Below are 22,307 nucleotides of genomic sequence, written 5' to 3' on the forward strand. Positions count from 1 at the left end.
GCTCCTGTGGCACCCCGTTCACGGCGGTTGCTGGCGAAGTCCAGCATCCTGGCCACCGCGATAGCGGTGGCGGTGACCTCTCTCGTGTCCGCAGCGCCGCAAGCCGCGGCCGCGGACACTCTTCTGTCCCAGGGCAAGCCGACGGCCGAGTCCTCGTCCGGTGGCGCGAACTACGCGCCGAAGAACGCGGTCGACGGCAACTCGGGCACGCGCTGGGCGAGCAAGGCCAACACGGACCCGGCGTGGATCCGCGTCGACCTCGGCGCATCGGTCAACATCAGCCGGGTCAGGCTGCAGTGGGACCTCTCGTGTGCCAAGGCGTACCGCGTCGAGACCTCTGACGACGCCACGGCGTGGACCAGCATCCACAGCACCACCGACGGAAAGGGCGGGGTCGAGGACCTGACGGTCACCGGCCACGGCCGCTACGTCCGCGTGTACGGCACCACGAGATGCCGTACCGGCACGAGCTACGGCTACTCCCTGCAGGAGTTCCAGGTCTTCGGCAACAACATCGACGACCCCGTACCGCCGACGCCGCCGACCAACCTGAAGGCGTCCGAGATCAAGTCGACCTCCGCGAAGCTGACCTGGACGGCGTCGACGGACAACGTCGCCGTCACGTCGTACGAGATCTACAACCAGGGTCAGTTCGTCAAGTCCGTCCCCGCGACGCCGACCTCGACGACGATGACCGGGTTGAAGGCGAACACCCAGTACGGCTTCTACGTCAACGCGAAGGACGCCGCGGGCAACATCTCGCAGGCCTCCAACACGGCCGAGTTCAAGACCCCGCCGGCCGAGGACGACCCGATCCCGCCGACCGCGCCGAAGAACCTGCGGTCGCCGTCGCAGACCGCGAACAGTGTCTCGCTCGCGTGGGACCCGTCCACGGACAACGTCGGAGTCACCCGCTACGAGGTCTACGCGGCCGGTGAGGGCAAGGTCGGCGACTCGACCGGCACCACCGCGACCATCGGCGGCCGTAAGGCGAGCACCGAGTACGCGTTCACCGTCAAGGCGTTCGACGCGGTAGGCAACCCGTCGCCCGCGTCCAACGAGCTGAAGGTCAAGACCAAGTCCGGTGGCGACCAGGTCGGCGCCGTCACGCAGATCGCGACCGACACGGACGTTCCGTGGGGCCTCGCGTTCCTGCCCGACGGCAGCGGCATCTACACCCGCCGCGACGCGCAGGACGTCATCAAGATCACCGCGTCCGGCCAGAAGACCAACCTGGGCAAGGTTCCGGGGGTGTCCGGTACGAACGGTGAGGGCGGTCTGCTCGGTCTCGAGCTGTCGCCGACGTTCGCCGTCGACCACTACGTGTACATCTACCACACGTCCGGCAGTGACAACCGGGTCGTGCGCGCGAAGCTCGAGAACAACGCGTTCTCCGGCTGGCAGACCCTGCTGACCGGCATCCCGCGCAACAAGTTCCACAACGGCGGCCGGCTGCGCTTCGGCCCGGACGGCAAGCTGTACGCGTCCACCGGCGACGGTCAGAACGGCGCCAACGCCCAGAACAAGCAGAACCTGGGCGGCAAGGTCCTGCGCCTCAACCCGGACGGCTCCGCGCCGGCGGACAACCCGTTCATCGGCGAGGGCGGCAACGCGCGCTACGTCTGGTCGTGGGGCCACCGCAACGTGCAGGGGCTGGCGTTCGATTCCCAGGGCCGGTTGTGGGAGGCCGAGCTCGGCAACTCCAACATGGACGAGATCAACCTGATCCAGAAGGGCGGCAACTACGGCTGGCCCAAGTGTGAGGGCACCTCGGGCGACTGCGGCGGCTTCATCGCGCCGAAGAAGACCTTCCCGGTCGGCTCGGCGTCGCCCTCGGGTCTGGCGATCGTCAACGACGTGCTGTTCCTCGCCGCCCTGCGCGGTGAGCGGCTCTACCGGATGACGATCAACGGCTCGTCCATCGGCTCCACCACGCAGCACTTCCAGGGCACCTACGGCCGTCTGCGGACGCCCGAACCCGCCCCGGACGGCTCGCTGTGGGTCACCACGTCCAACGGTGACAAGGACAGCACCGCCAACAACAGCAACACCAAGATCCTCAAGGTGGCGCTGAACTAGCCCGTTCGAGTGAGCCATGAGGGGAGCCTTCATGGACCTGAGGTCCATGAAGGCTCCCCTCATGGCAATCAGAGGGCGTTTGGTTCCGGGTTGGTGCCTGGGCGGGACAGGAACTCGAAGTCGCAGCCCTCGTTGGCCTGGGTGATGTGCTCGTAGTAGAGCGCGCCCCAGCCGCGTTCGAACTTCGGCGCCGGGGGAGTCCACTCGGCACGGCGCCTGGCAAGCTCCTCGTCGGACACTTCCACGTGCAGGATCCGCGCTTCCACGTCCAACGTGACCAGATCGCCGGTGCGGACCAGAGCGAGCGGACCGCCCACGTGCGCCTCGGGCGCGACGTGCAGAACGCAGGCGCCGTAAGAGGTTCCGCTCATCCGCGCGTCCGAGACGCGGACCATGTCGCGCACGCCCTGCTTCAACAGCTTGTCCGGGATCGGCAGCATGCCGTATTCGGGCATGCCCGGTCCGCCCTTCGGCCCGCCGCCCGCGAGGACGATCACCGAGTCGCGGGTGATCTCCAGGTCGGGCGAGTTGATCCGTTGCTGCAAGTCCTTGTATCCCTGGAAGACCACGGCGGGACCGGTGTGCTTCCACAGCTCGGGTTCGGCGGCCACGTACTTGATGACCGCGCCGTCCGGCGCCAGGTTGCCGCGCAGCACCGCGAGGCCGCCCTCGGGCGAGACCGGGTTGTCCAGCGGCCGGATCACGTCGTCGTCGAACACCGCGGCGCCTTCGAGGTCCGCACCGAACGTCCTGCCTGTCACGGTGATCCGGTCGAGGTGCAGCCGTTCGGTGAGCCGCGAGAACAGGCCGCGCAGCCCACCCGCGTAGTAGAAGTCCTCCATCAGGTACTTGCCCGCGGGCTGCACCGACGCCAGCACCGGCGTCACGCGGGACAACCGGTCGAAGTCGTCCAGCGACAACGGAATCCGGCTCCGCCCGGCCATCGCGACGAGGTGGATCAACGAGTTCGTCGACCCGCCCAGCGCCAGGATCGTCGTCACCGCGTCGGTGTACGCCTCCGGCGACAGGATCCGCGACGGCTTGAGGTCCTCGAGCACCATCTCGACGACGCGCGCGCCACTCGCCGCGGCCATCCGGTAATGCGCGGAGTCGACGGCCGGAATCGAAGACGCACCAGGCAGAGTCAGCCCCAGTGCCTCCGCCGCGGAGGTCATCGTCGACGCCGTGCCCATGGTCATGCAGGTGCCGGGGGAGCGGGCGAGACCGGACTCGATCTCGTTCCACTCCTCGTCACCGATGACGCCGGCGCGCTTGTCGTCCCAGAACCGCCACATGTCCGTGCCGCTGGCGAGCTTCTGCCCGCGCCAGTTGCCGCGCAGCATCGGCCCGGCGGGCACGAAGATCACCGGCAGGTCGGCCGAGATCGCGCCCATGAGCAACGCGGGCGTCGTCTTGTCGCAGCCGCCCATGAGCACCGCGCCGTCGACCGGATAGGACCGCAGGATCTCCTCGGTCTCCATCGCGAGCATGTTCCGGTACATCATCGGTGTCGGCTTCTGGTACGTCTCCGACAGCGTGGACACCGGGAACTCGAACGGGAAACCGCCCGCCGCCAGCACGCCGCGTTCGACCTGCTGCGCACGTTCACGCAGATGCATGTGGCACGGGTTGATGCCGCTCCACGTGTTCAGGATCGCGATGATCGGCTTGCCGAGGTGCTCCTCGGCGTTGAGCCCGAGCTGCCGCGCCCGCGCGCGGTGACTGAACTGGCGCAGTGCCTCGCCTTTGAACCACTGCTCGCTGCGAAGTGTCACTTCAGGCTCCACATGGCCAGCAGGTCACCGACCTTCGCACGGTCCTTTTCGGACAGCGGATGGCTCGGCGGCCGGATGTCGCGGCGGCAGAGTCCCAGCTGTGCCAACGCCTCCTTCACCACGGACACGTTGTTCGCGGACTCGTTGGCCGCGCGCATCTCCTCGAACGGCCGGATGAACTCCCACAGTTCCATGGCGGCGCCGAACTCGCCGTTCTTCAGGGAGTTGAACATCTGCACGGAGATCTCCGGCGCGACGTTCGCGAGGCCGCTCGTGAATCCGGTGGCGCCGGTCGCGAAGTAGCCGGGAGCGGACAGCTCGGCGAGCCCGGCGACCCACACGAGCCGGTCGTAGCCCGCGTCGCGCGAGACGGACGCGAAGCGCACCGGGTCCGGCACCGCGTACTTGACGCCGACGACGTTCGGGCATGCGTCCTTGAGCTGTGCGATCTGCGCGCCGCCGATGCGCGGGTTGCGGACGTAGAGGATGACGCTGAGCTCCGGGACCTCCGACGCGATCCGCCGGTGGTACTCGACCCAGCCGTCCAGCGACACGTACGGGTGGACGGGCTGGTGGATCATGATCCCGCTCGCGCCCGCGGCGTCGGCGTACCTGGCGGCCTTGACGGCGGTGTGCACGTCGTGCCCGACGCCCGCGATGATCGTCGCGCGGCCGGCGACGACCTCGGCGGTGATGCTGACCGCCTTCTGCGTCTCCTGCTCGGACAACGCGTAGAACTCGCTCGTGTTGCCGTTCGGCGTGACGACACCGATGCCGCCTTCGACCATCCGGTCGACGATCGCGCCGTACGCCTTCTCGTCGATGGCGCCGTCCTCCGCGAACGGGGTGACGGTGATCGCCACGATTCCGGAGAGCTGGGCGGACACGTCATCGAATGCCATGGGGAAGCTCCTCGATCACTCGGTCGGCGAACGTCTGGATGTGCCTGCGCAGGAGCTCGGCGGCGAGATCGGCCTTGCCCTGCTCGGCGGCGGCGAGGATGGCGCGGTGTTCGGCGGCTTCGTCGTCCCACGTGGGGCAGATGCCCCAGCCCGCGACGGTGATCAACGCGGCCTGGTCGCGCAGCCCGTCCAGAATGTCGATCATCAGCGGGTTGCCGCACCCCTCGTACAGGGCGCGGTGGAACGACCGGTTCGCGAGGCTGCGCTTCGCGAGGTCCTGTGGGTCGGTCAGTGCTTGTCGTGCTTGGTGGAACGACGCTTTGAGCATGATCGACCGGCGCAGCGCCTCCGGCTCGACGAGCATCCGGACGTCGTAGACCGCGTTGGCCATCTCCGCGTCGACGGTCCGCACGGCCGCGCCCTTGTACGGCTCCATGACGACGAGCCCTGATCCGGCGAGCGTCTTCAACGCCTCGCGCACGGGTGTCTTCGAGACGCCCAGGTTTGCGGCGAGGTCCGTTTCCACAAGTGGCTGACCCGGCGTCAGGGATCCGTTGAGAATCGCTTCTTTGATCGATTCCAGAACAAAGTCGGTCCTAGACGCCGGTGGTGCGCCGGTCCGGTCGTACATCATATACGAGACGCTACGGCGCGGCTGTGACGCAGGTCAACCGTCTTGTGACGAAGCGAGATCTTCCCTTCCGGGACCGTTGAACCAACTAACGGCGGGTTCCGTTTTGAAGATGGCGGCCACCACGGCCGCTGGTTTCCACCGAGCTGAACCGAGATCTGCACATGCTGACGGAAGAAATACCGCCGGAGGCCTTCCTGGAGGGCCCGCCGCCGGACGACCTGCTGCTCCAGCGAACGCTGGGCACGGTCCGCGCTGAGCGCTCCCGTGCCGTTCGCCGCCGCGGCAGGCTCGCCGCCGCGACGACGGCGACACTCATCGCGGCGACCCTCGCCGGCGGTGTGTTCCTGGGGCAGGACCTGGGCTCCTCGGGGCCCCGCCTGTTCGCGGGCGGGACTGCCAGCGGGCCACGGATGTCGGTCCAGATGACGAGCACCGACGGCGGCGTCCACCTGGTCGCCACCGTGTCCGGCATCGCCGACGGCGAGAAGTGCTGGCTGGTCGTGCACACGAAGGATGGACGCGCGATCACGGCCGGAAGTTGGCTCTCGCACGATCAGAGCGTCACTTTGCCGGTGTCCGCCATGGTGTCCGGTGACGACGTGTCCGGGGTGAGCGTCGTCTCCGCCGACAAACACCCCTTGGTAACGGCTCACGCAACCGCGTGAGCCGCCCCGCGGGGGGCCGGGTCGCGCGGGGATGCGGCTCGTGGCGGCTGGGGAAGTAGCGGGGGCCGAACCGCGAACTCGCAGGGGCCGAGTTGATGACTCGCGGGGGGCTGACCTGAGGACTCGCGGGGATGGATTGCGGCTCGTGGGGCTGAGGAGTCGCGGGACGAACTCCGGAGTGACGGGTCGAACTGGGGAGTCGCGGGCGCGGGATTGCGGGCTCACGATCTTGTCGGACCCTGGCGGTAGTGTCGGTTCCGGGGCCCTACGGTCCGCCGGCGGTGCGAAGCACCCCCCGCGTCGAGCCTAGCGAGCCGCACCGACAGTTCCGCGAGTCGTACGTTCCGGACCCCCGAGTCGTACCTTCCCGACCCGCGAGTCGTACCTTCCCGACCCGCGAGTCGTACCTTCCCGACCCGCGAGTCGTACCTTCCCGACCCGCGAGCTCGACGTTCCCGTCCGCGAGCGCGCGTGTTGCCCCTTCGGCACCCGCTGTTCCCCGTTCGGCCCCCGTGAGTCGGCCGTTCGCCCCGCGGCCGTTAGGTCGTTCACCAGTTGACGCACTGGATCCGATCGGGTGTATTTCTGACTCTCAACTCAGCTCTACCCGCGTGAACGTGCCGCCTAGTGAGACATCGGCCTGTCTCCGTCATGTCCGGCTTGGCACAGTGTGAGCCGTGGCCGAACCGACCCAGCGCCCTGCCCGCCCGATGACGCTGGTGATCGGTGCTGTCGTCGCACTGGTGGTGGTGGCTGCGGCCGCCGTCCTCGCCGGCACCTCCGAAGGCGCCCAGACGCCCGGCGACGACCAGTACGTGGAGATCGCCGACGTCGCGCAGACGATCACGCCGAAGGTCACCGAGAACGGATCGAGCGGCCAGTACACGATCAGGTGCGGCAGCAACGCCGAACGCCACCTCAACGCCGACAACCCCGTCATGTCCCCCGGCACGCCCGCGGGCGCGCACCACACGCACGAGTACGTGGGCAACTCCTCAGCCGACTACACGTCGACGGACGACAGCCTCGAAAAGGCCAAGAGCACCTGTGACAAGGACCTGAGCTCGTACTTCTGGCCCGTGTTGCGGCTGACCGACGGCGTCGGCCACGACGCGCACGCCCCAGGTGGCGGGGAGCACGGCAACACCGGCGAGGTGGTGCCGCCGAAGAGCGTCACGATCACCTACGTCGGCAACCCCGCCAGCAAGGTGCTGCCGATGCCGCGGTTCCTGCGCATGATCACTGGGGACCCGATGGCGTTGACGCATCAGTACGGCGATCGGGTGCGCGCCAAGTGGAGTTGTAGCGGCCACCAGGATCGGTACACGACCAAGTACCCGCTGTGCGAGAACGGCGAGAGCGTCGTGCGCAGTTACGAGTTCGCCAGCTGCTGGGACGGGGGCAACATCGACAGCGCGTCGCATCGGACGCACATCGTGCACCCGTCGGCGGCTGGAATCTGCCCCGCCAGGACGTTTCCCGTGCCCCAGTTGCGGCTTACGGTGACCTACGACGTCCCGAAGGGGCGTCCCTTCGCGATCGACAGCTTCCCGGAACAGCACCGCGACCCCGCCTCCGATCACGCGATGTACATCAACGTGATGCCGGCGGCGATGATGAACGAGCTGGTCCGGTGCATCAACGAAGGCCGTTCCTGCAGCTCCGCACGGTGATCCGTAGGATCCCCGAAAATCTTTGAACCGAATCGGGACGCCGTTCGTGTCTCGCTTGAGGTCCATGCAGAACGCCCGACCAGAAGATGTTCACGGGCGGGGAGGAGTGGGTGGATGGCGGCTTTGTTCTCCCGGAAACGGGAGACCGCGGCCGACGAGGCGCTGATCCGATCGCTCTACGAAGAGCACGGTCGGGCTCTGCTCGCCTACGCGACGCGGTTGACCGGTGATCGGGCGGCGGCCGAGGACGTCGTCCAAGAGACGCTCGTCCGCGCCTGGCGACACCCAGACGCCCTCGTCAACGGCAAAGGTTCGGTACGTGGCTGGCTGCTCACGGTGGCGCGCAACATCGTCACCGACCGGGTGAGGGCCAAGGCGGCACGTCCGCAGGAGGTGGCCGAGTCCCCGGCTACTCCTCCGATCCAGCGCGACCACGCCGACCAGGTGGTCGACTCGGTCGTCGTGCTGGAGGCGCTCGACCGGCTGTCGTCGGATCACCGCGATGTGCTGATGGAGATCTACTTCCGAGGTCGCAGCGTGACCGAGGCGGCAGAGGCTCTGGGCGTTCCCCCGGGAACGGTAAAGTCAAGATCATATTATGCGTTGCGAGCCCTGAGGGAGACGTTCGTCGGTCAACAGGTCGCACTGAAGGGGGTGGCCGGATGACCACGCAACATGACCCGCAGCTGCTCGGTGCCTACGTTCTAGGGGCACTGGACGAGCAGGAGGTGCGCGAACTGGACGAGCACTTGGCGTCCTGCCCGGACTGCACCCGTGAGCTCGAGGACCTCCGCGCCATGGAGGCCGCGCTCGGCGAGGTGCCGCCCGAGGCCATGCTCGACGGGCCGCCCGAGGGCGGCGATCTGTTGCTGCAGCGCACGCTTCGCCAGGTGCGTCAGGAACGCGGCGGCGTCGCCCGTCGCCGTCAGTTCACCGTCGGCATCGCCGCGGCTGTTGTCGCCGCAGCGGTTCTCGGCGGCGGCGTGTGGATCGGCAAGGGCACGGCGCCCACCGGCGGCGACAACACCGCCCTGCCGACTCAGTCCACCGCACCCGACCCGGCGGGCACCAAGCTCGCCACCGCGACCGACCCGGCGACCGGCGCCTCGCTGACCGTCAAGGTCGTGCCCGCGGCCGGTTGGGTCCGGCTGAACATGCGGGCCGGCGGGATTCCCGAGGGCCAGAAGTGCCGGATCTTCGTCGTGGCGAAGGACGGCAGCCGGCAGGAGGCCGGCAACTGGCTGGTGTCCAAGAAGGGCGCCACCGAGGGCACCAACCTCGACGGCGCCGCGCTGGTCGACCCGAAGGACGTCGCGTCCGTCGAGATCGAGAACTTCGACGGCAAGAAGTTCGTGTCGGCGCCGATCCCGGCCTGACCGCTTGACCGTTATGGCCACCTTGACGGACCTCAGGTCCGCCAAGGTGGCCATAACGGTTTTCAGGGGTGGAGGACGACCTTGCCTGTGGTGGCGCGGGATTCGAGGGCCTCGTGGGCTTTCGCCGCGTCACGAAGGGCGAACGGCTGGTTGATCGACGGGGTGAAGCGACCCGTCTGGAGTGCCTGCAGCGCCTCGGTTTCCAACGGGCGCAGGCCCTTCTTCAACAGTCCCGGTCCCAGTGCGACGGTCGCGGTCAGGCTGTTGCGGTAGAGGATCTCGGTGGAGACCTTCGTGGACGTGCCGGACGCCCAGCCGTAGATGATGATCCGGCCGCCGGGACCGAGCGCCCGCAGCGCCTGGTCACCGATCTCGCCGCCCACACCGTCGAACACGACGGTGAAGTCCTCGAGCGAGTCCAGCTCGGAGTAGTCGTGCTCCAGCTTGCCCTTGCTGGCGAGGCCCACCACTGACGCGCCGACGTTCCACGCCTCCTGCACCAGCAACGCCCCGATGCCGCCCGCCGCGGACAGCACGAGCACGCGGTCCTCCGGCGTGAGCTTGGCGACCTGGAGGATGCCGACCGTCGTGCGACCGGTACCGATCATCGCCACGGCATTGTCGAACGAGACGTCGTCCGGCAACGCGTGCAGCGCCTCGACGTTCGCGACGGCCTTTTCGGCGTACCCGCCGTTGGCCATGCCGAGGTGTGCGACGACGCGCCGGCCGAGCCACTCGGCGGGGCCCTGCGTGACGACACCGGCGACCTCGCGACCCGGTGTCATGGGGAGCTCGGGGTTGCCGAACGCCCCCTTGCGGATGGACGTGTCGACGAGGTGCACCCCGGCGGAGGCGACGTGGATGAGGACCTGGTTCTCGGCCGGCTGAGGATCCGGCACCTCCTCGAAGCGGAGGGTTTCGGCGGGACCGAACTCGTACTGCCTGATGGCGAACATGATCCGACCGTAGGAACTCCACTTAAGTAGAGGTCAAACCGACGGTGGCGTGGATAACACTTGAACGCGTTCAAAAGCTGGGTGTACCGTCAGAGCCATCAACTTGAACACGTTCAAATGGGGGTAACAATGGTTCTCACGTATAGCCTGTACGTCCTGATCAGCGTGGGTTTGACCGTCTGGGTCGGCCACGTGCTGAGCAGCAACGGCAAGGTGTTCCTGATCGACGTCTTCCGCGGCAACGAGGAGCTGGCGGTCACCGTCAACCGGCTGCTCGTGGTCGGCTTCTACCTCGTCAACCTCGGCTTCGTCAGCTGGTACCTGCGCACGACGGACGTCGTCGAGGACCCGCGGCAGGTCTTCGAGACGCTGTCGGTCAAGATCGGCACGGTGCTGCTCGTGCTCGGAATCCTGCACATCACCAACGTGATCGTGCTCGGCAAGATGCGGCGCCGCAGCATCCTCGACACGCAGGCCGAGCCGCCGGTCGCGCCGACCGGGCACACGGTGACGGCATGAGGTACCTGACCGTTCTCTACGACGAGAACTGCGGGTTCTGCCGCCGCGCGGGCCGGTGGCTGCGGATGCAGAACCAGCTCGTGTGGCTCGACCTGGTGCCGGCGGGGTCCGACGCGGCACGCCGGAAGTTCCCCGTTCTGGATCACGAGGCGACGAAGCGAAAGATCACCGTGATCGCGGACAACGGGGACGTCTACACCGGCGACGACGCGTGGCTGGTGTGCCTCTGGGCGCTGCGCGCATGGCGGCCATTGGCGGTCTCGATGTCCAAGCCGGGGCGGGCGCGGTTCGTGCGGGCCGCGGCCGGACTGGCGGACCGGCTGCGAGCGAACAGTCTGGGCGGGGAAAATGATGCTCGTGGATCAACTTGCAACCACGCCCAGTGCGCCTGAGCCGTCCAAGGGGGAACAGACGCGGGCGCTGATCCTCGAGACGGCGCTGCGGCTGTTCAAGGAGAACGGCTACGACCGCACGACCATGCGGGCCATCGCCAAGGAGGCGGGGGTCTCGGTCGGCAACGCCTACTACTACTTCGAGTCCAAGGAACACCTGGTCCAGGGCTTCTATGACCGGATGATCGACCTGCACACACAGGCGAGCCGCTCGATCCTGGCCGACGAGCCGAAGTTCGCGATCCGGCTCGCCGGTGTGCTCGACGCCTGGCTGGAGGTGTCGCAGCCGTACCACGAGTTCGCCGCCCAGTTCTTCAAGAACGCGGCGGACCCGGCGAGCCCGCTGTCGCCGTTCTCCGCGGAGTCGACTCCCGCGCGGGACGCCGGCATCGGGCTCATGCGCAGTGTGCTGCTCGGGTCGACGGCGAAGGTGGACCCGGAGCTGCGCGAGGACCTGCCCGGACTGCTGTGGCTCTACCAGATGGCGATCGTGCTGTTCTGGGTGCACGACAAGTCCGAAGGCGCTTCGAAGACCCGCATGCTGGCGCAGCGCAGCGCGCCGATGATCGCGCGGCTGGTGACGCTGTCCGCGACGCGCGTGTTCCGGCCGATCACCCGTGAGGCCGTGCAGCTGTTCCGGGACATCGGCTGGTTCAAGGCCCGCTGACCAGGGCGAACCCGAAACTGTCGGTGTCGTCTGGAAGAATTGAATCCGGGGGTCCCCCAAGCGGGAGCAGGTGCCGCGAACGTGCCGTTTGGGGACATAGAGGTACCCGGAGGTCACGTTGGCTAGTTGTGCTGTCCTGCGAGGTTGCGAACGGCCCGACACGTAGTCGGATGATCGGGAGAGGGTCTCCGGATTCGGTGTGGATTGCGCATCTGCACCGATGATCGGTGAACGTCGCGGCCCGGTGGGCCGGGCGCTACCGCGACGAGGGCGTGGCAGGCATGGCCGATCGCTCCTCGCGCCCGCACACCAGCCCGCGCCGCACCTCCCGCACGACTCGAGCAAGTGTCAGGCTGATCTGCTGCTACCGGTCATTCCTCTGGCGCGACACCCTTCAACCGCACCCTGCTCGACGAATGGGCCTACGCCCACCCTTACCGATCAGAAACCGAACGCCGCGCAGCTGTTCCGGGACATCGGCTGGTTCAAGGCCCGCTGACCATGGGGAACCCGAAAACTGTCGGTGTCGTCTGGAAGAATTGAAACCGGGGGTCCCCCAGCCGGTTCACCGCACGCGACGCCGCGGGTTCACCGCACGCGACGTCGCGGGGCGCAGGACGAGCGGCCCGCCGGGCGCCGGATGTTCTCCGGCCGCGTCCGCCCCATCCGTTCGCACACCGGCGCCGCCGGAGCGCCGATCGACCGCAGCAGCTCATCGCGGTAAGGGGACGCGTCGACGAGATCGATGAGCAACGTCCGGGCGTACACGAGCAACCCGTGGCCGACCGCGAGCCCGAACGTGTGCCAGCTGCGCAAAGACTGCGGGTCGTCGGTCACCAGCCGCGCCGCCATGGTCGCCTCGGCGGCGTGCAGGACGCCGGACTCGCCGTTGAGGGCGGCCACCGAGGCCTCGGCGAACGTCACGCGCCAGTCGTCGCGCACCGAGCAGGGCAGGTCCGTCTCGTCGATCACGTCCTGGGGCAGCCGGGTCAGGCACGCGATGGCGGTGGCCATGTCGCGGCGGGCGGACCGGTGCGGGCGCCCGGCGCGCAGGTCGTCGAGGAGCTCGACGCCTGCGCGCCAGAGGGCGGAGATCTCGGCGACCGGGAGGGCCTGTCGCGGGTCACCGCCGAGTGCGCCGACGATGAGGGGAGCGAACGTCATGACCTCACCGTGCCCGAACAGTCACTAGGAGAACGCCTGCATCACGTGCTTGACGCGCGTGTAGTCCTCCAGACCGTGCATCGAAAGATCCTTGCCATAACCGGACTGCCCGAACCCGCCGTGCGGCATCTCCGGCGTGATCGGCCCGTGCGTGTTCACCCAGACGACACCGAAGTCGAGCTCGGTGGTGATCCTGTTGGCACGAGCCGAAGAACCGGTCCAGACCGAGGACGCGAGACCCTGCGGAACGCCGTTCGCCAGCGCGACGCCCTCGTCGTCCGACGAGAAGCTCTGCACCGTGATCACCGGCGCGAAGATCTCCTCCTGCACGACCTCGTCGTCCTGTCGCAACCCGGAGATCACGGTGGGGGAGAAGAAGAAACCGCGGTCACCGAACTGCTTACCTCCACAGTGGACTGTTGCGTGTGCGGGCAGCCGGTCCACCAGGCTTTGCACACGGGACAGCTGCGCGGCGCTGTTCAACGGTCCGTAGTCGACACCCGGCGTCTGCGCGGCCGCGGCCTCGGCCAGCGCGGAGACGAACTGGTCGTGAACGGAAGAATGCACCAGCACTCGCGTGGCGGCGGTGCAGTCCTGGCCCGCGTTGTAGTACGCGGCACCGACGACAGCCGGAGCGACAGCCGCCACGTCGATGTCATCGAACACCAGCACCGGGGCGTTGCCGCCCAGCTCCAGGTGTGTGCGCTTCAACGTGGTGGCGGCGCTGCGGGCTACCTCGATGCCCGCCCGCGTGGAACCGGTGATCGACACCATCGCGGGCACCGGGTGCTCGACCAGCAGGCGGCCCGTGTCCCGGTCGCCCAGCACGACGTTGAACACGCCCGGCGGCAGGACTTCGGCGGCGAGCGAGGCCAGCAGAACAGTGGACGACGGCGTGGTGTCGGCCGGCTTCACCACGACGGTGTTGCCCGCCGCGATCGCGGGCGCGATCTTCCACACGGCCATCATCAGCGGGTAGTTCCACGGCGTGATCTGCGCGATCACCCCGACCGGCTCACGCCGCTGGTACGACGTGTGCCCGGCCAGGTACTCGCCGGCCGCGGCGCTGTGCAGCAGGCGCGCGGCACCCGCGAAGAAGCGGATCTGGTCCGCGCACTGGGGAATCTCCTCCTCCAGCACCACGGACCGGATCTTGCCCGTCTCGCGCACCTCGGCGTCCGCGACGAGAGAAGCGTTGGCCTCCAACAGATCCGCGAGCTTCAGCAACGCCGAAGCGCGCTCACCCGGAGTCGTGCGCGACCACACGGCAAAAGCCTTCTCCGCGGCCTGTACCGCAGCGTCGACCTCGGCTTCGCGTGAGACGACGGCGCTGCCGAAGACCTCGCCGGTCGCGGGGTCGACCAGGTCGCTGCCCGCGGCACCGGAAAGGCGCTCGCCGTTGATCACGTTCCCCAGGGTCGTCATCGGTTCTCCAGGTGGGTAGGAGCGAACATCCTCAACACTGCGGGCAGCACTACCACGTGCGGGCCGTCACCGGCCAGCGCCTTCGCCAGGTCCTCGCGCAACGACTCCGGCGTGCTGCGCGTGGCGGGCACGCCGAACGCCTCGGCGAGCGCCACGAAGTCCGGCCGCGCCAGCTCGGTGCCGGTGGCCTGGCCGAACGCGTCGGTCATGTACTCGCGCAGGATGCCGTAGCCGCCGTCGTCGACGATCAGCCACGTCACGCGCGAGTTGTGCTGACGCGCGGTCGCGAGCTCCGGGATGCCGTACATCGCGCCGCCGTCACCGGACACCGCGAGCACCGGCCCGTCGGTCGCCGCCGCGGCACCCAGCGCGGCGGGCAGGCCGTAGCCGAGACCGCCCGCGCCCTGCGCGGAGAACTGCACGCCGCCGCGCGGATCCCACGCCGACCACGCCCAGTACGCGAGGATCGTCATGTCCCAGAACGTCGGCGTCCCGTCCGGCACGGCCGTCCGGACCTTCTCCAGCACGTCGAACTCGAGGTCGAGCTCCTGCTCGTCGAGCCGGGTGCGCACGGCGTCCAGGAGCCCGCGGACCACGGCCTCCGCCCGCCCGTCGGCCTCGCGCGGCGTGACCTCCAGTGCCCGCAGGAACTCGCCCGCGTCGGAGTGGATGCCCAGCCCGGCGTAGTTGGACTCGAGCTTGCCGAGGTCGGCCTCGACGTGGATCACCTGCCCGCGCGGCCGGAACGTCCGGTAGTTGCTGGACAGCTCACCGAGGCCGGAGCCGAGCACGAGCAGCACGTCGGCGTCGGCGAGGAACTCCGTGGTGTGCCAGTCCTCCAGCCACGACTGCGCGGAAAGCGGGTGCTCCCAAGGGAAACAGCCCTTGCCGCCGAACGTCGTCACGACCGGCGCGCGCAGTTTCTCGGCCAGCGCGAGCAGTTCAGCATTGGCACCACAACGGCCGACACCGCCACCGGCGAGGATCACGGGCCGTTCCGCGGAGTCCAGCAGCCGCGCGGCCTCGGCGACGAGCTCCGGCCGCGGTTCCAACACCCTTGAAACCGCCGAAACCCCTTGTACGGGCGGTATTCCGGCCGGGCCGAGCAAGACATCCTGGGGGATCTCCACCCACACCGGGCCGTTCGGGGCCTCGGCGGCGATCGCCCACGCCTCGGCGATCGCGGACGGGATCTGCGACGCCGACCGCACCACACGTGCGTGCTTCACGATGTCGCGGAACGAGGCCAGCTGGTCGGTCAGCTCGTGCAGGTAGCCACCGCGCCTGCCGCCGAGCCCGGCGCACGGGATCTGGCTGCTGATGCCCAGCACCGGCGCGGACGCGGCGGCCGATTCCTGAAGCCCCGCAAGGGTTTGCAGCGCGCCGGGCCCGGTCGAGACGAGCAGCGGCGTGACCTGGCCGGTGACGCGGGCGTGGCCGTCCGCGGCGAACGCGGCGTTGACCTCGGTGCGGCTGCCGACGTAGCGCAGGTCCGAGCGGCCGAGCGCGTCGAACAGGCCGAGCGCGTGCTGGCCGGGAATACCGAACACGGTGTTGGCGCCGAGCGCTGCCAGCGTCTCGACGACGACGTCGCCCCCAGTGCGCGTCACATCGACTCCTTCAACGACATCAGGCTGACCAGGTCGTAGGCCACGTGCGAGGCCGCGACCGACGTGATGTCCGCGTGGTCGTACGCGGGCGCGACCTCGACGACGTCCGCGCCGACCAGGTGCAGACCCGCCAGCCCGCGCAGGATCTCCAGCAGCTCGCGCGAGGTCATGCCGCCCGCCTCGGGCGTGCCGGTGCCGGGCGCGTGCGCCGGGTCCAGCACGTCGATGTCGATCGACACGTACAGCGGGCGGTCGCCGATCCGGTCACGCAGCGCGGATACGGTCTCGTCCACACCGCGGCGCATCACGTCCGACGACGTGACGATGCCGAAGCCGAGGCGGCGGTCGTCCTCCAGGTCGCGCTTGCCGTACAACGGGCCGCGCGTGCCGACGTGCGACAGCGCCGAGGTGTCGAGGATGCCCTCCTCGACCGCGCGGCGGAACGGCGTGCCGTGCGTGTAGGGCTCGTTGAAGTACGTGTCCCACGTGTCGAGGTGCGCGTCGAAGTGCAGCAGCGCCACCGGGCCGTGGATCCGCGACACCGCGCGCAGCAACGGCAGCGCGATGGTGTGGTCACCGCCGATGGTGACCAGCCGCGTCCCATCGGCCTGCATCTCGCCAGCCTGGCCCTCGATGGTCTCGATGGCCTCTCCGATGTGGAAGGGGTTCACCGCGATGTCGCCGCCGTCGACGACCTGGACGTTCTCGAACGGAGACACGTCCAGACCGGGGTTGTACGGCCGCAACAGGCGGGAGGCCTCCCGCACCGCCGCCGGCGCGAAGCGCGCGCCGGGGCGGTAGGAGACTCCGGTGTCGAACGGCACGCCGACCACCGCCACGTCCGCGTGCTCGACCTGGTCCCAGCGGGGCAGGCGGGCGAAGGTGGCGGGTCCGGCATACCGCGGTACGACGGAGGAGTCGACAGGGCCGATCACGAGTTCACCAGTTCCTTTTCGGTACGACTGTTCCAGACTTCCAGAGTCGCGGCGTCCGTCGGCGGGGTGACGAGGCTGACGACGATGTACACGACGAGTGACGCGCCGAGGCTGTAGTAGATGGGGGTGTTGGCCAGCACGCCGTCGATCACCATGAACGCGACCGCGGTGATCGCGCCGACCGCCATGGACGCCATCGCGCCGACGCGGGTGCCGCGCTTCCACACCAGGCCGCCGATGATCGCGACCAGCAGGCCGCCGACCAGGATGTTGTACGCGACGGTCAGCGCGGCGATCACGTCGTTCAACGCCACCGCGATGCCGATCGCGACCACACCGAGCACGAACACCCACACGCGGTTGGAGTGCACGTCCGCACTCTCGGGCTTCTTACCGGTCAGGCGCGGCCAGATGTCGTTGGCGGCGACCGTCGCGGACGCGATCAGGGCACCGGACGACGTGGACATCATCGCGGCCAGCGCGGCGGCGAGCACGAGGCCGCGGACACCGGTCGGCAGCAGGTTCTCGACGATCGTCGCGAACGCCTCGTCCTTCACCGCGATGCCGGGGTACAGCGCCTTGCCCGCGGTACCGATCAACGCGCCGGCGACGGCGTAGACCAGGCAGTACAGGCCGGACGTGATGCCGCCCCACGTCGCCACCTTCGGGGACTTCGCGGTGAACACGCGCTGCCAGATGTCCTGGCCGATCAGCAGGCCGAACACGTAGATCAGCAGGTAGGTGATGATCGTGTCGATGCCGATGGTGCCGATGTCGAACGCGGCGGGGTCGTTGAGGCGCTGCTGGATGCCGTCGAACCCGCCCGCGCTGTAGAGGGCGATGGGCAGCAGCAGGAACAGGATGCCGATCGTCTTGACGATGAACTGGACGATGTCGGTCAGCGTGATCGACCACATGCCGCCGAGCACCGAGTAGAGCACCACGATGCTGCCGCCGATGACGACGCCGACCCACTTGTCGAGTCCGAAGAGGACGTTGAAGATCGTGGAGTACGCGATGGTCGACGTGACCGTCAGCATCAGGGTGTAGCCCCACATCACGACACCGGAGATCGCGCTCGAGTTGCCGCCGTAGCGCAGGTCGAGCATCTCCGAGACGGTGTAGACCTTCAACCGCACGATGCGGCGCGCGAACAGCGCGCTGAGCAGCAGGATGCCGAGGCCGATCGAGAACACCATCCAGGCGCCCGAGATGCCGAACTTGTAGCCGAGGCCGACACCACCGATCGTCGACGCGCCGCCGAGGACGACGGCCGACATCGTGCCGGAGTACATCGCGAAGCCGAGCCTGCGGCCCGCGACGAGGTATTCGCTCTTGCTGGTCGCGCGCCTCATGCCCCACCAGCCCATGCCGACCATGCCGAGCACGTAGGCGGCGATCACCGCGTAGTCGAGTGCCACTCCTGACCTCCTTGGGTTGCAGGTCACACTAGAAATGGCTGGTAGCGCTGGTAAGTGGTTGTTCTGCACAATTGCCAGACCATGGTTGTGCAAACCGTCCCGCTCCGCGCGGTGGTGGCGCGGCCCGAGCTCGGCCTGGCCGTCCTTTGTGGCGGCGACGAGCTCGACCGGCCCGTGCGCTGGGCGCACGTCAGCGAGCTCGCCGACCCGACGCCGTTCCTCGTCGGGCAGGAGCTGCTGATGACGGCCGGCGTGCGGTTCCCAGACGACGTCCCCCGTTATGTCGCCGGTCTGGTGGCGTCCGGGGTGAGCGCGCTGGCGTTCGGCGTGCTGCCGGAGTTCGAGGAGGTGCCGCCGCGCCTCGTCGAGGAGTGCGCCGCGCAGGGCATGCCGCTGGTCGCGGTGCCGCCGGACACGCCGTTCCTCGCGGTGTCGCAGGCGGTCGCGGACGAGCTCGCCGAGCTGCAGAACGCCGAGCTGCGTATGCTCGCCGACTCGCAGCGCGCGTTGACCCGTGCGGCGGTGCGGATCCGGCCGGTCGACGGGACGGTCACGACGCTGGCCGTCGTCCTGGACTGCTGGGCGCTGCTGCTCGACGCGGACGGGGTGGTGCTGGCCCGGTCGGCCCGCGCGCCCGACCCGTCCGGCGAGCTGACGGCCCTCGCGCAGCGGGTGGGTGCGGGGACCGGGCCGCGCAGTGCGGCCACGACGATCGGCGCCGACCACGTGGTGCTCAACCCGGTCGAGCAGGTGTCGCTGCGGCCCGTGATCCTGGTGGTGGGCCGGGAGAACACGCTGTCCGTCGCCGAACGGGCGGTGGTCGCCGTCGCCGTGGCGTTGCTGAGCCTGCTGCGTCGGGACGCGGACACCGCGCGCGGCCAGAGTGCGCGGCTCGCCGCGCGCCTGGTGCTCGGGCTCGCGGCGGACGACCAGCTCGCGCGAGTGCTCGGCTCCTCGTCGTTCCGGGTGATCGCGGGGCGGAGCCTGCGGCGGGGGAGCACGGACTACGAGCTGCTGACCCAGACGCTCGGCACGCCGTTGATCGATCTGGGTGAATCGGACCTCACGGCGGTGATCGCAGCGGGTAACGCTCCGGACCTCGATCGGCTGGCAGATCTGGGCTGGTTGGCGGGCACTAGCGGACCGGTTCCGGCCGCCGAGCTCGCGCAGGCCTTCGCGGAGGCGTCGGCGTTGCTCCGCGCGGCTGTCGCGGCGGGCCGATCGCAGCGCGCCTCCGAGCGCACTTCTGTTTCGTCACTTGTCGACGCGGCGGTCGGGGAGCGGTTCGCGGTGCGGTTGCTGACGCCGTTGTCCGGGCGGCCGGACCTGGTGGAGACCTTGTGCGTGTGGCTCGCGCAGCACGGCAGCTGGGACCGCAGCGCGGCCGTGCTTCGTATCCATCGCAACAGCGTCCGGCACCGGATCGGGCACATCGAACGACTCCTGGGGCTTGACCTCGCGGACGCGTCCGTGCGCGCGGACCTCTGGCACGCCGTCGGCTGGCTGCCGCCGGGCTGGACCGGTTAATTCCTTTGACCCCTTCTTTCGCGGGCGGGATGATTGTTGCCATGACCGCGAAAGGAGGGATCTCGATGACCATCGAACGGAAGTTCTCCGCGAACGACTGGAACGGCGCTCCTGCCAAGCGCGGCCGCGAGCGTTTCCTTGGCCGATCCCTCCTGCGATGACCTGCACAGACAGTATCCGCAGGAGTCGTCGATCAAGGCGGCTCCTTTTTGTTTGACGGCGTATGCGGAAATGTCATGTCCGCATACGCCGCCCAGGCGTGTTCGTTCAGTGGTGAGGACACCGGAATCTCAATCCGGAAACACGGGTTCGACTCCCGTACGCGCTACTCGGCCCGGTCTCAGTGGGGTGGACCGGGCCTCCCCACGTGTCTCTTTCGCTCCACCTGTCAAGGTGGCCTAAAGACGCGTTGCCCCGCTGCCGATCCCCATGTCAGATGGACCCAAAGATTTTCGTGAACTTCGCTCGAACGGCCTAGGGGACGGTTACCCTCTGGTGATGCCTGCGGTCCCTGTCTGCGCACGCTACGAGGTCGACGTCCGTCGGCCCAGTGCCGCACGGATCTACGACTACTACTTGGGCGGCGTGCACAACTTCGCCGTCGACCGCGCGTTCGCCAAACAGGCGGTGCGCATCGAGCCCGAGCTGCCGTTGGTCAGCCGCGCCAACCGGGCGTTCTTACGCCGCGCCGTGCGCCACTGCTACGACGCGGGCGTGCGGCAGTTCCTCGACCTGGGTTCCGGGATCCCGACATGCGGCAGCGTGCACGAGAACGCGCCCGGTGCGCGCGTCGTGTACGTCGACCAGGACCAGACGACCGTGGCGTTCGGCCGGGCCATCCTTCGCGGCGAGCCGGACGCACGCGTCGTCCAGGCGGACTTCCGGTGCCCCGGACGGTTGCTGAACCATCCCGAGATGACCTTGGACCTCGACCAGCCGTTCGCCGTGCTGATGATCGACGTGCTCCGCTACGTCGACGAGGCCAACTGTCCCGCGCAGCTAGTCGCCGCCTATCGGGAAGCCTTGCCGCCCAAGGGTTTCCTGGCCATCTCCCACACCGGTCCGGTCGATTCCTTTGTGGACGGACTGGAGATCGCGGGCGACGGTCCGGTGCGGCTGCTGCACGGCGGGTACGCGGTGGTGGCGAGGCGTTCGTGAGGTTTGTCGGCGTGTCCTGAGGGGTATTCGCGGTGGGTCGAGAACGACCCCCTGGAGGCGTCATGACCCACCGCGTCACTGTGAAGGTCGCCGGGCTGCAGCCCGTGCAGGTGCTCGCGGCGCTGACCGGTATCGCGTTCATCGCGATCGGCGTCGTCGGCTTCACTCGCACGGGTGGTACCGGCAACGACCACGCGTTCGTGCTCGGCTTCGCGGTGAACCCGATGCACAACGCCGTGCACGTCGTCTTCGGTGTGCTGGGGCTGCTGATGGCCATGCGGTCCGGGCTCGCCCGCCTGTACGGCTGGCTGCTGTTCCTCGGCTACGGCGCCGTCTTCGTGTGGGGCCTGATGATCTCCGGCGTGATCACCGTCAACCCGGTGTCGGACCTCGGCAACCCGCTGGCGCTGAACACGAACGACAACTGGCTGCACCTCGGCATCGCCGTCCTGGGTCTCTTCCTGGCCGTGCTTCCCGCGCGCCGCAAGCTGATCGAGGTCGACGAGGCGGACGAGGCCGACGAGCGCCGGGACGTTCCGGAACCCCGCGTCGAGGAGATGGACCCGACGGTATCGCCGCGTCCGGCCACCACGAAGCACACCACGACGGCTCCGAGCCCGGCGGATACGTCGGACACCGAGCGGCTGCCCAAGCAGAAGAAGGACGAGTCCACGCACACGATCAAGTCGTGAACTGATTCCAGGTCGTGAGTGGTTTCCGTTGGTATGGAGACGGAAACCACTCACGATGTCATTCTGGGGCGATGCCGCAGGATCAGGTGCTCGCGGTCGGCTCGGCGCTGGGGGCGCTCGCCCTCGTCGTCTTTCCCGGTGTGTGGCGGGTCAGCCGATACGCCGTCACTGTCGCGCATGAGGGTGGGCACGCGCTCATGGCGGTCGTGACGGGACAGCGGCTCGAGAAGATCACCATGCACGCCTTCACGGGCGGGGCGACCCACATCAAGAATCCCTCGCCGGGCCTGCGGTGGTTCGTCACCGCGCTGGCCGGCTACCCCGCGCCGCCGCTGCTCGGTCTCGGAGCGGCGCATCTGGTGGTGCGTGACCAGGTGCGTCCGATGCTGATGTTGTGCATCGGCCTGCTCGCCGTGACGTTCCTGCACTCGCGCGGCTGGTTCGCGCCTCTCGTCGTCGTCGTGATCGGTGGGCTCGTGTACCTCGCGACCTGGCGGGTGTCCCAGCAGACGAGGGAGGCCATCGGGTACGGCATCGCGTGGTTCCTCCTGATCGGGGGGCTGCGTGCCGTGTCCGTGCTGCACTCGCTACACCGCAGCAAGCAGGGCAAGGGTTCGGACGCCACCGAGCTCAAGGAGCTCACCGCGGTGAGTGCCAGGTTCTGGGTGTTCCTGTTCTACGTTGTGGCGATCGGTGCGCTGTACCTGGGTGGGCGCGTGCTGCTCCATCTGTAGGGC

General features: G+C 68.6%; 21 protein-coding genes, 1 tRNA gene and 1 pseudogene. 14 read left to right on the forward strand and 9 right to left on the reverse strand.

Annotated elements, in window-relative coordinates:
• The first annotated feature begins 6 nt into the window (after positions 1-6).
• Positions 7-2,079 carry a PQQ-dependent sugar dehydrogenase gene (locus QSK35_RS33930; RefSeq protein ID WP_285751757.1) on the forward strand — a complete coding sequence of 691 codons (2,073 nt, stop codon included), beginning with the start codon at positions 7-9 and terminating at the stop codon, positions 2,077-2,079.
• 68 nt (positions 2,080-2,147) lie between these two features.
• Here QSK35_RS33930 and araD read toward each other — a convergent pair whose 3' ends face one another.
• From araD to QSK35_RS33945, 3 genes are read right to left on the reverse strand one after another with little or no spacing between them, the layout of a single operon-like run.
• Complete coding sequence (gene araD / locus QSK35_RS33935; RefSeq protein ID WP_285751758.1) at positions 2,148-3,854, reverse strand: L-arabinonate dehydratase; 1,707 nt, start codon at positions 3,852-3,854, stop codon at positions 2,148-2,150.
• A complete protein-coding gene (locus QSK35_RS33940) occupies positions 3,851-4,756 on the reverse strand; it encodes a dihydrodipicolinate synthase family protein (protein ID WP_285751759.1) in 906 nt (301 codons plus the stop codon). Before QSK35_RS33940 ends, araD begins: the two co-directional genes overlap by 4 nt.
• Complete coding sequence (locus QSK35_RS33945; protein WP_285751760.1) at positions 4,743-5,390, reverse strand: GntR family transcriptional regulator; 648 nt, start codon at positions 5,388-5,390, stop codon at positions 4,743-4,745. The genes QSK35_RS33940 and QSK35_RS33945 overlap by 14 nt, the downstream gene beginning before the upstream one ends.
• Positions 5,391-5,551: 161 nt before the next feature.
• On the opposite strand from QSK35_RS33945, the gene QSK35_RS33950 reads away from it, so the two are divergent.
• The 4 genes from QSK35_RS33950 (at position 5,552) to QSK35_RS33965 (ending at position 9,104) form a co-directional block, all read left to right on the forward strand.
• Entirely contained in the window at positions 5,552-6,055 is a 504-nt protein-coding gene (locus QSK35_RS33950) for a hypothetical protein (protein WP_285751761.1), read from the forward strand.
• 677 nt (positions 6,056-6,732) lie between these two features.
• Positions 6,733-7,728 carry a DUF1996 domain-containing protein gene (locus QSK35_RS33955; protein ID WP_285751762.1) on the forward strand — a complete coding sequence of 332 codons (996 nt, stop codon included), beginning with the start codon at positions 6,733-6,735 and terminating at the stop codon, positions 7,726-7,728.
• 114 nt (positions 7,729-7,842) lie between these two features.
• Positions 7,843-8,394, forward strand: coding sequence for a sigma-70 family RNA polymerase sigma factor (locus QSK35_RS33960; protein ID WP_146351038.1), 552 nt, complete (start codon positions 7,843-7,845; stop codon positions 8,392-8,394).
• Positions 8,391-9,104, forward strand: coding sequence for an anti-sigma factor family protein (locus tag QSK35_RS33965; protein WP_285751763.1), 714 nt, complete (start codon positions 8,391-8,393; stop codon positions 9,102-9,104). Before QSK35_RS33960 ends, QSK35_RS33965 begins: the two co-directional genes overlap by 4 nt.
• A 62-nt stretch (positions 9,105-9,166) precedes the next feature.
• Here QSK35_RS33965 and QSK35_RS33970 read toward each other — a convergent pair whose 3' ends face one another.
• Positions 9,167-10,060, reverse strand: coding sequence for a zinc-binding dehydrogenase (locus QSK35_RS33970; RefSeq protein ID WP_285751764.1), 894 nt, complete (start codon positions 10,058-10,060; stop codon positions 9,167-9,169).
• Between the two features lie 129 nt (positions 10,061-10,189).
• Here QSK35_RS33970 and QSK35_RS33975 point away from each other — a divergent pair, with 129 nt between their 5' ends.
• The 4 genes and pseudogenes from QSK35_RS33975 to QSK35_RS33990 form a co-directional block, all read left to right on the forward strand.
• Positions 10,190-10,579, forward strand: a complete 390-nt coding sequence (locus QSK35_RS33975; protein ID WP_285751765.1) for a hypothetical protein — start codon at positions 10,190-10,192, stop codon at positions 10,577-10,579.
• A complete protein-coding gene (locus QSK35_RS33980) occupies positions 10,576-10,971 on the forward strand; it encodes a thiol-disulfide oxidoreductase DCC family protein (protein WP_285751767.1) in 396 nt (131 codons plus the stop codon). Before QSK35_RS33975 ends, QSK35_RS33980 begins: the two co-directional genes overlap by 4 nt.
• Positions 10,937-11,638, forward strand: coding sequence for a TetR/AcrR family transcriptional regulator (locus QSK35_RS33985; RefSeq protein WP_285751768.1), 702 nt, complete (start codon positions 10,937-10,939; stop codon positions 11,636-11,638). Before QSK35_RS33980 ends, QSK35_RS33985 begins: the two co-directional genes overlap by 35 nt.
• 224 nt (positions 11,639-11,862) lie before the next feature.
• Positions 11,863-11,994 (forward strand): annotated as a pseudogene (locus tag QSK35_RS33990) (leucine zipper domain-containing protein); the annotation flags it as partial.
• A gap of 232 nt (positions 11,995-12,226) precedes the next feature.
• Here QSK35_RS33990 and QSK35_RS33995 read toward each other — a convergent pair.
• The 5 genes from QSK35_RS33995 to QSK35_RS34015 are packed head-to-tail and all read right to left on the reverse strand — an operon-like array spanning position 12,227 to position 18,193.
• Positions 12,227-12,802 carry a hypothetical protein gene (locus QSK35_RS33995; protein WP_285751769.1) on the reverse strand — a complete coding sequence of 192 codons (576 nt, stop codon included), beginning with the start codon at positions 12,800-12,802 and terminating at the stop codon, positions 12,227-12,229.
• 24 nt (positions 12,803-12,826) lie between these two features.
• Positions 12,827-14,227 carry an aminobutyraldehyde dehydrogenase gene (locus tag QSK35_RS34000; protein WP_285751770.1) on the reverse strand — a complete coding sequence of 467 codons (1,401 nt, stop codon included), beginning with the start codon at positions 14,225-14,227 and terminating at the stop codon, positions 12,827-12,829.
• A complete protein-coding gene (locus QSK35_RS34005; protein ID WP_285751771.1) occupies positions 14,224-15,837 on the reverse strand; it encodes a thiamine pyrophosphate-binding protein in 1,614 nt (537 codons plus the stop codon). The genes QSK35_RS34000 and QSK35_RS34005 overlap by 4 nt, the downstream gene beginning before the upstream one ends.
• On the reverse strand, positions 15,834-16,772 hold the full coding sequence (speB, locus tag QSK35_RS34010) for an agmatinase (protein WP_285751773.1): 939 nt from the start codon (positions 16,770-16,772) through the stop codon (positions 15,834-15,836). Before speB ends, QSK35_RS34005 begins: the two co-directional genes overlap by 4 nt.
• Entirely contained in the window at positions 16,769-18,193 is a 1,425-nt protein-coding gene (locus tag QSK35_RS34015) for a sodium:solute symporter family protein (RefSeq protein ID WP_285751774.1), read from the reverse strand. Before QSK35_RS34015 ends, speB begins: the two co-directional genes overlap by 4 nt.
• A gap of 81 nt (positions 18,194-18,274) precedes the next feature.
• On the opposite strand from QSK35_RS34015, the gene QSK35_RS34020 reads away from it, so the two are divergent.
• The 5 genes from QSK35_RS34020 (at position 18,275) to QSK35_RS34040 (ending at position 22,304) form a co-directional block, all read left to right on the forward strand.
• On the forward strand, positions 18,275-19,720 hold the full coding sequence (locus QSK35_RS34020; protein WP_285751775.1) for a PucR family transcriptional regulator: 1,446 nt from the start codon (positions 18,275-18,277) through the stop codon (positions 19,718-19,720).
• 256 nt (positions 19,721-19,976) lie between these two features.
• Positions 19,977-20,048: transfer RNA gene (locus tag QSK35_RS34025), tRNA-Glu, on the forward strand.
• Between the two features lie 170 nt (positions 20,049-20,218).
• The gene (locus QSK35_RS34030; RefSeq protein WP_285751777.1) at positions 20,219-20,878 is read left to right on the forward strand and encodes an SAM-dependent methyltransferase; all 660 of its coding nucleotides are present in this window, start codon (positions 20,219-20,221) and stop codon (positions 20,876-20,878) included.
• A 62-nt stretch (positions 20,879-20,940) separates the two neighbouring features.
• Positions 20,941-21,570, forward strand: coding sequence for a DUF4383 domain-containing protein (locus QSK35_RS34035; protein WP_285751779.1), 630 nt, complete (start codon positions 20,941-20,943; stop codon positions 21,568-21,570).
• Positions 21,571-21,641: 71 nt separating this feature from the next.
• A complete protein-coding gene (locus QSK35_RS34040; protein ID WP_285751780.1) occupies positions 21,642-22,304 on the forward strand; it encodes a M50 family metallopeptidase in 663 nt (220 codons plus the stop codon).
• Positions 22,305-22,307 lie beyond the last annotated feature (3 nt).

The sequence above is a fragment of the Lentzea sp. NBRC 105346 genome, from assembly GCF_030269605.1.
Taxonomy (GTDB): domain Bacteria; phylum Actinomycetota; class Actinomycetes; order Mycobacteriales; family Pseudonocardiaceae; genus Lentzea.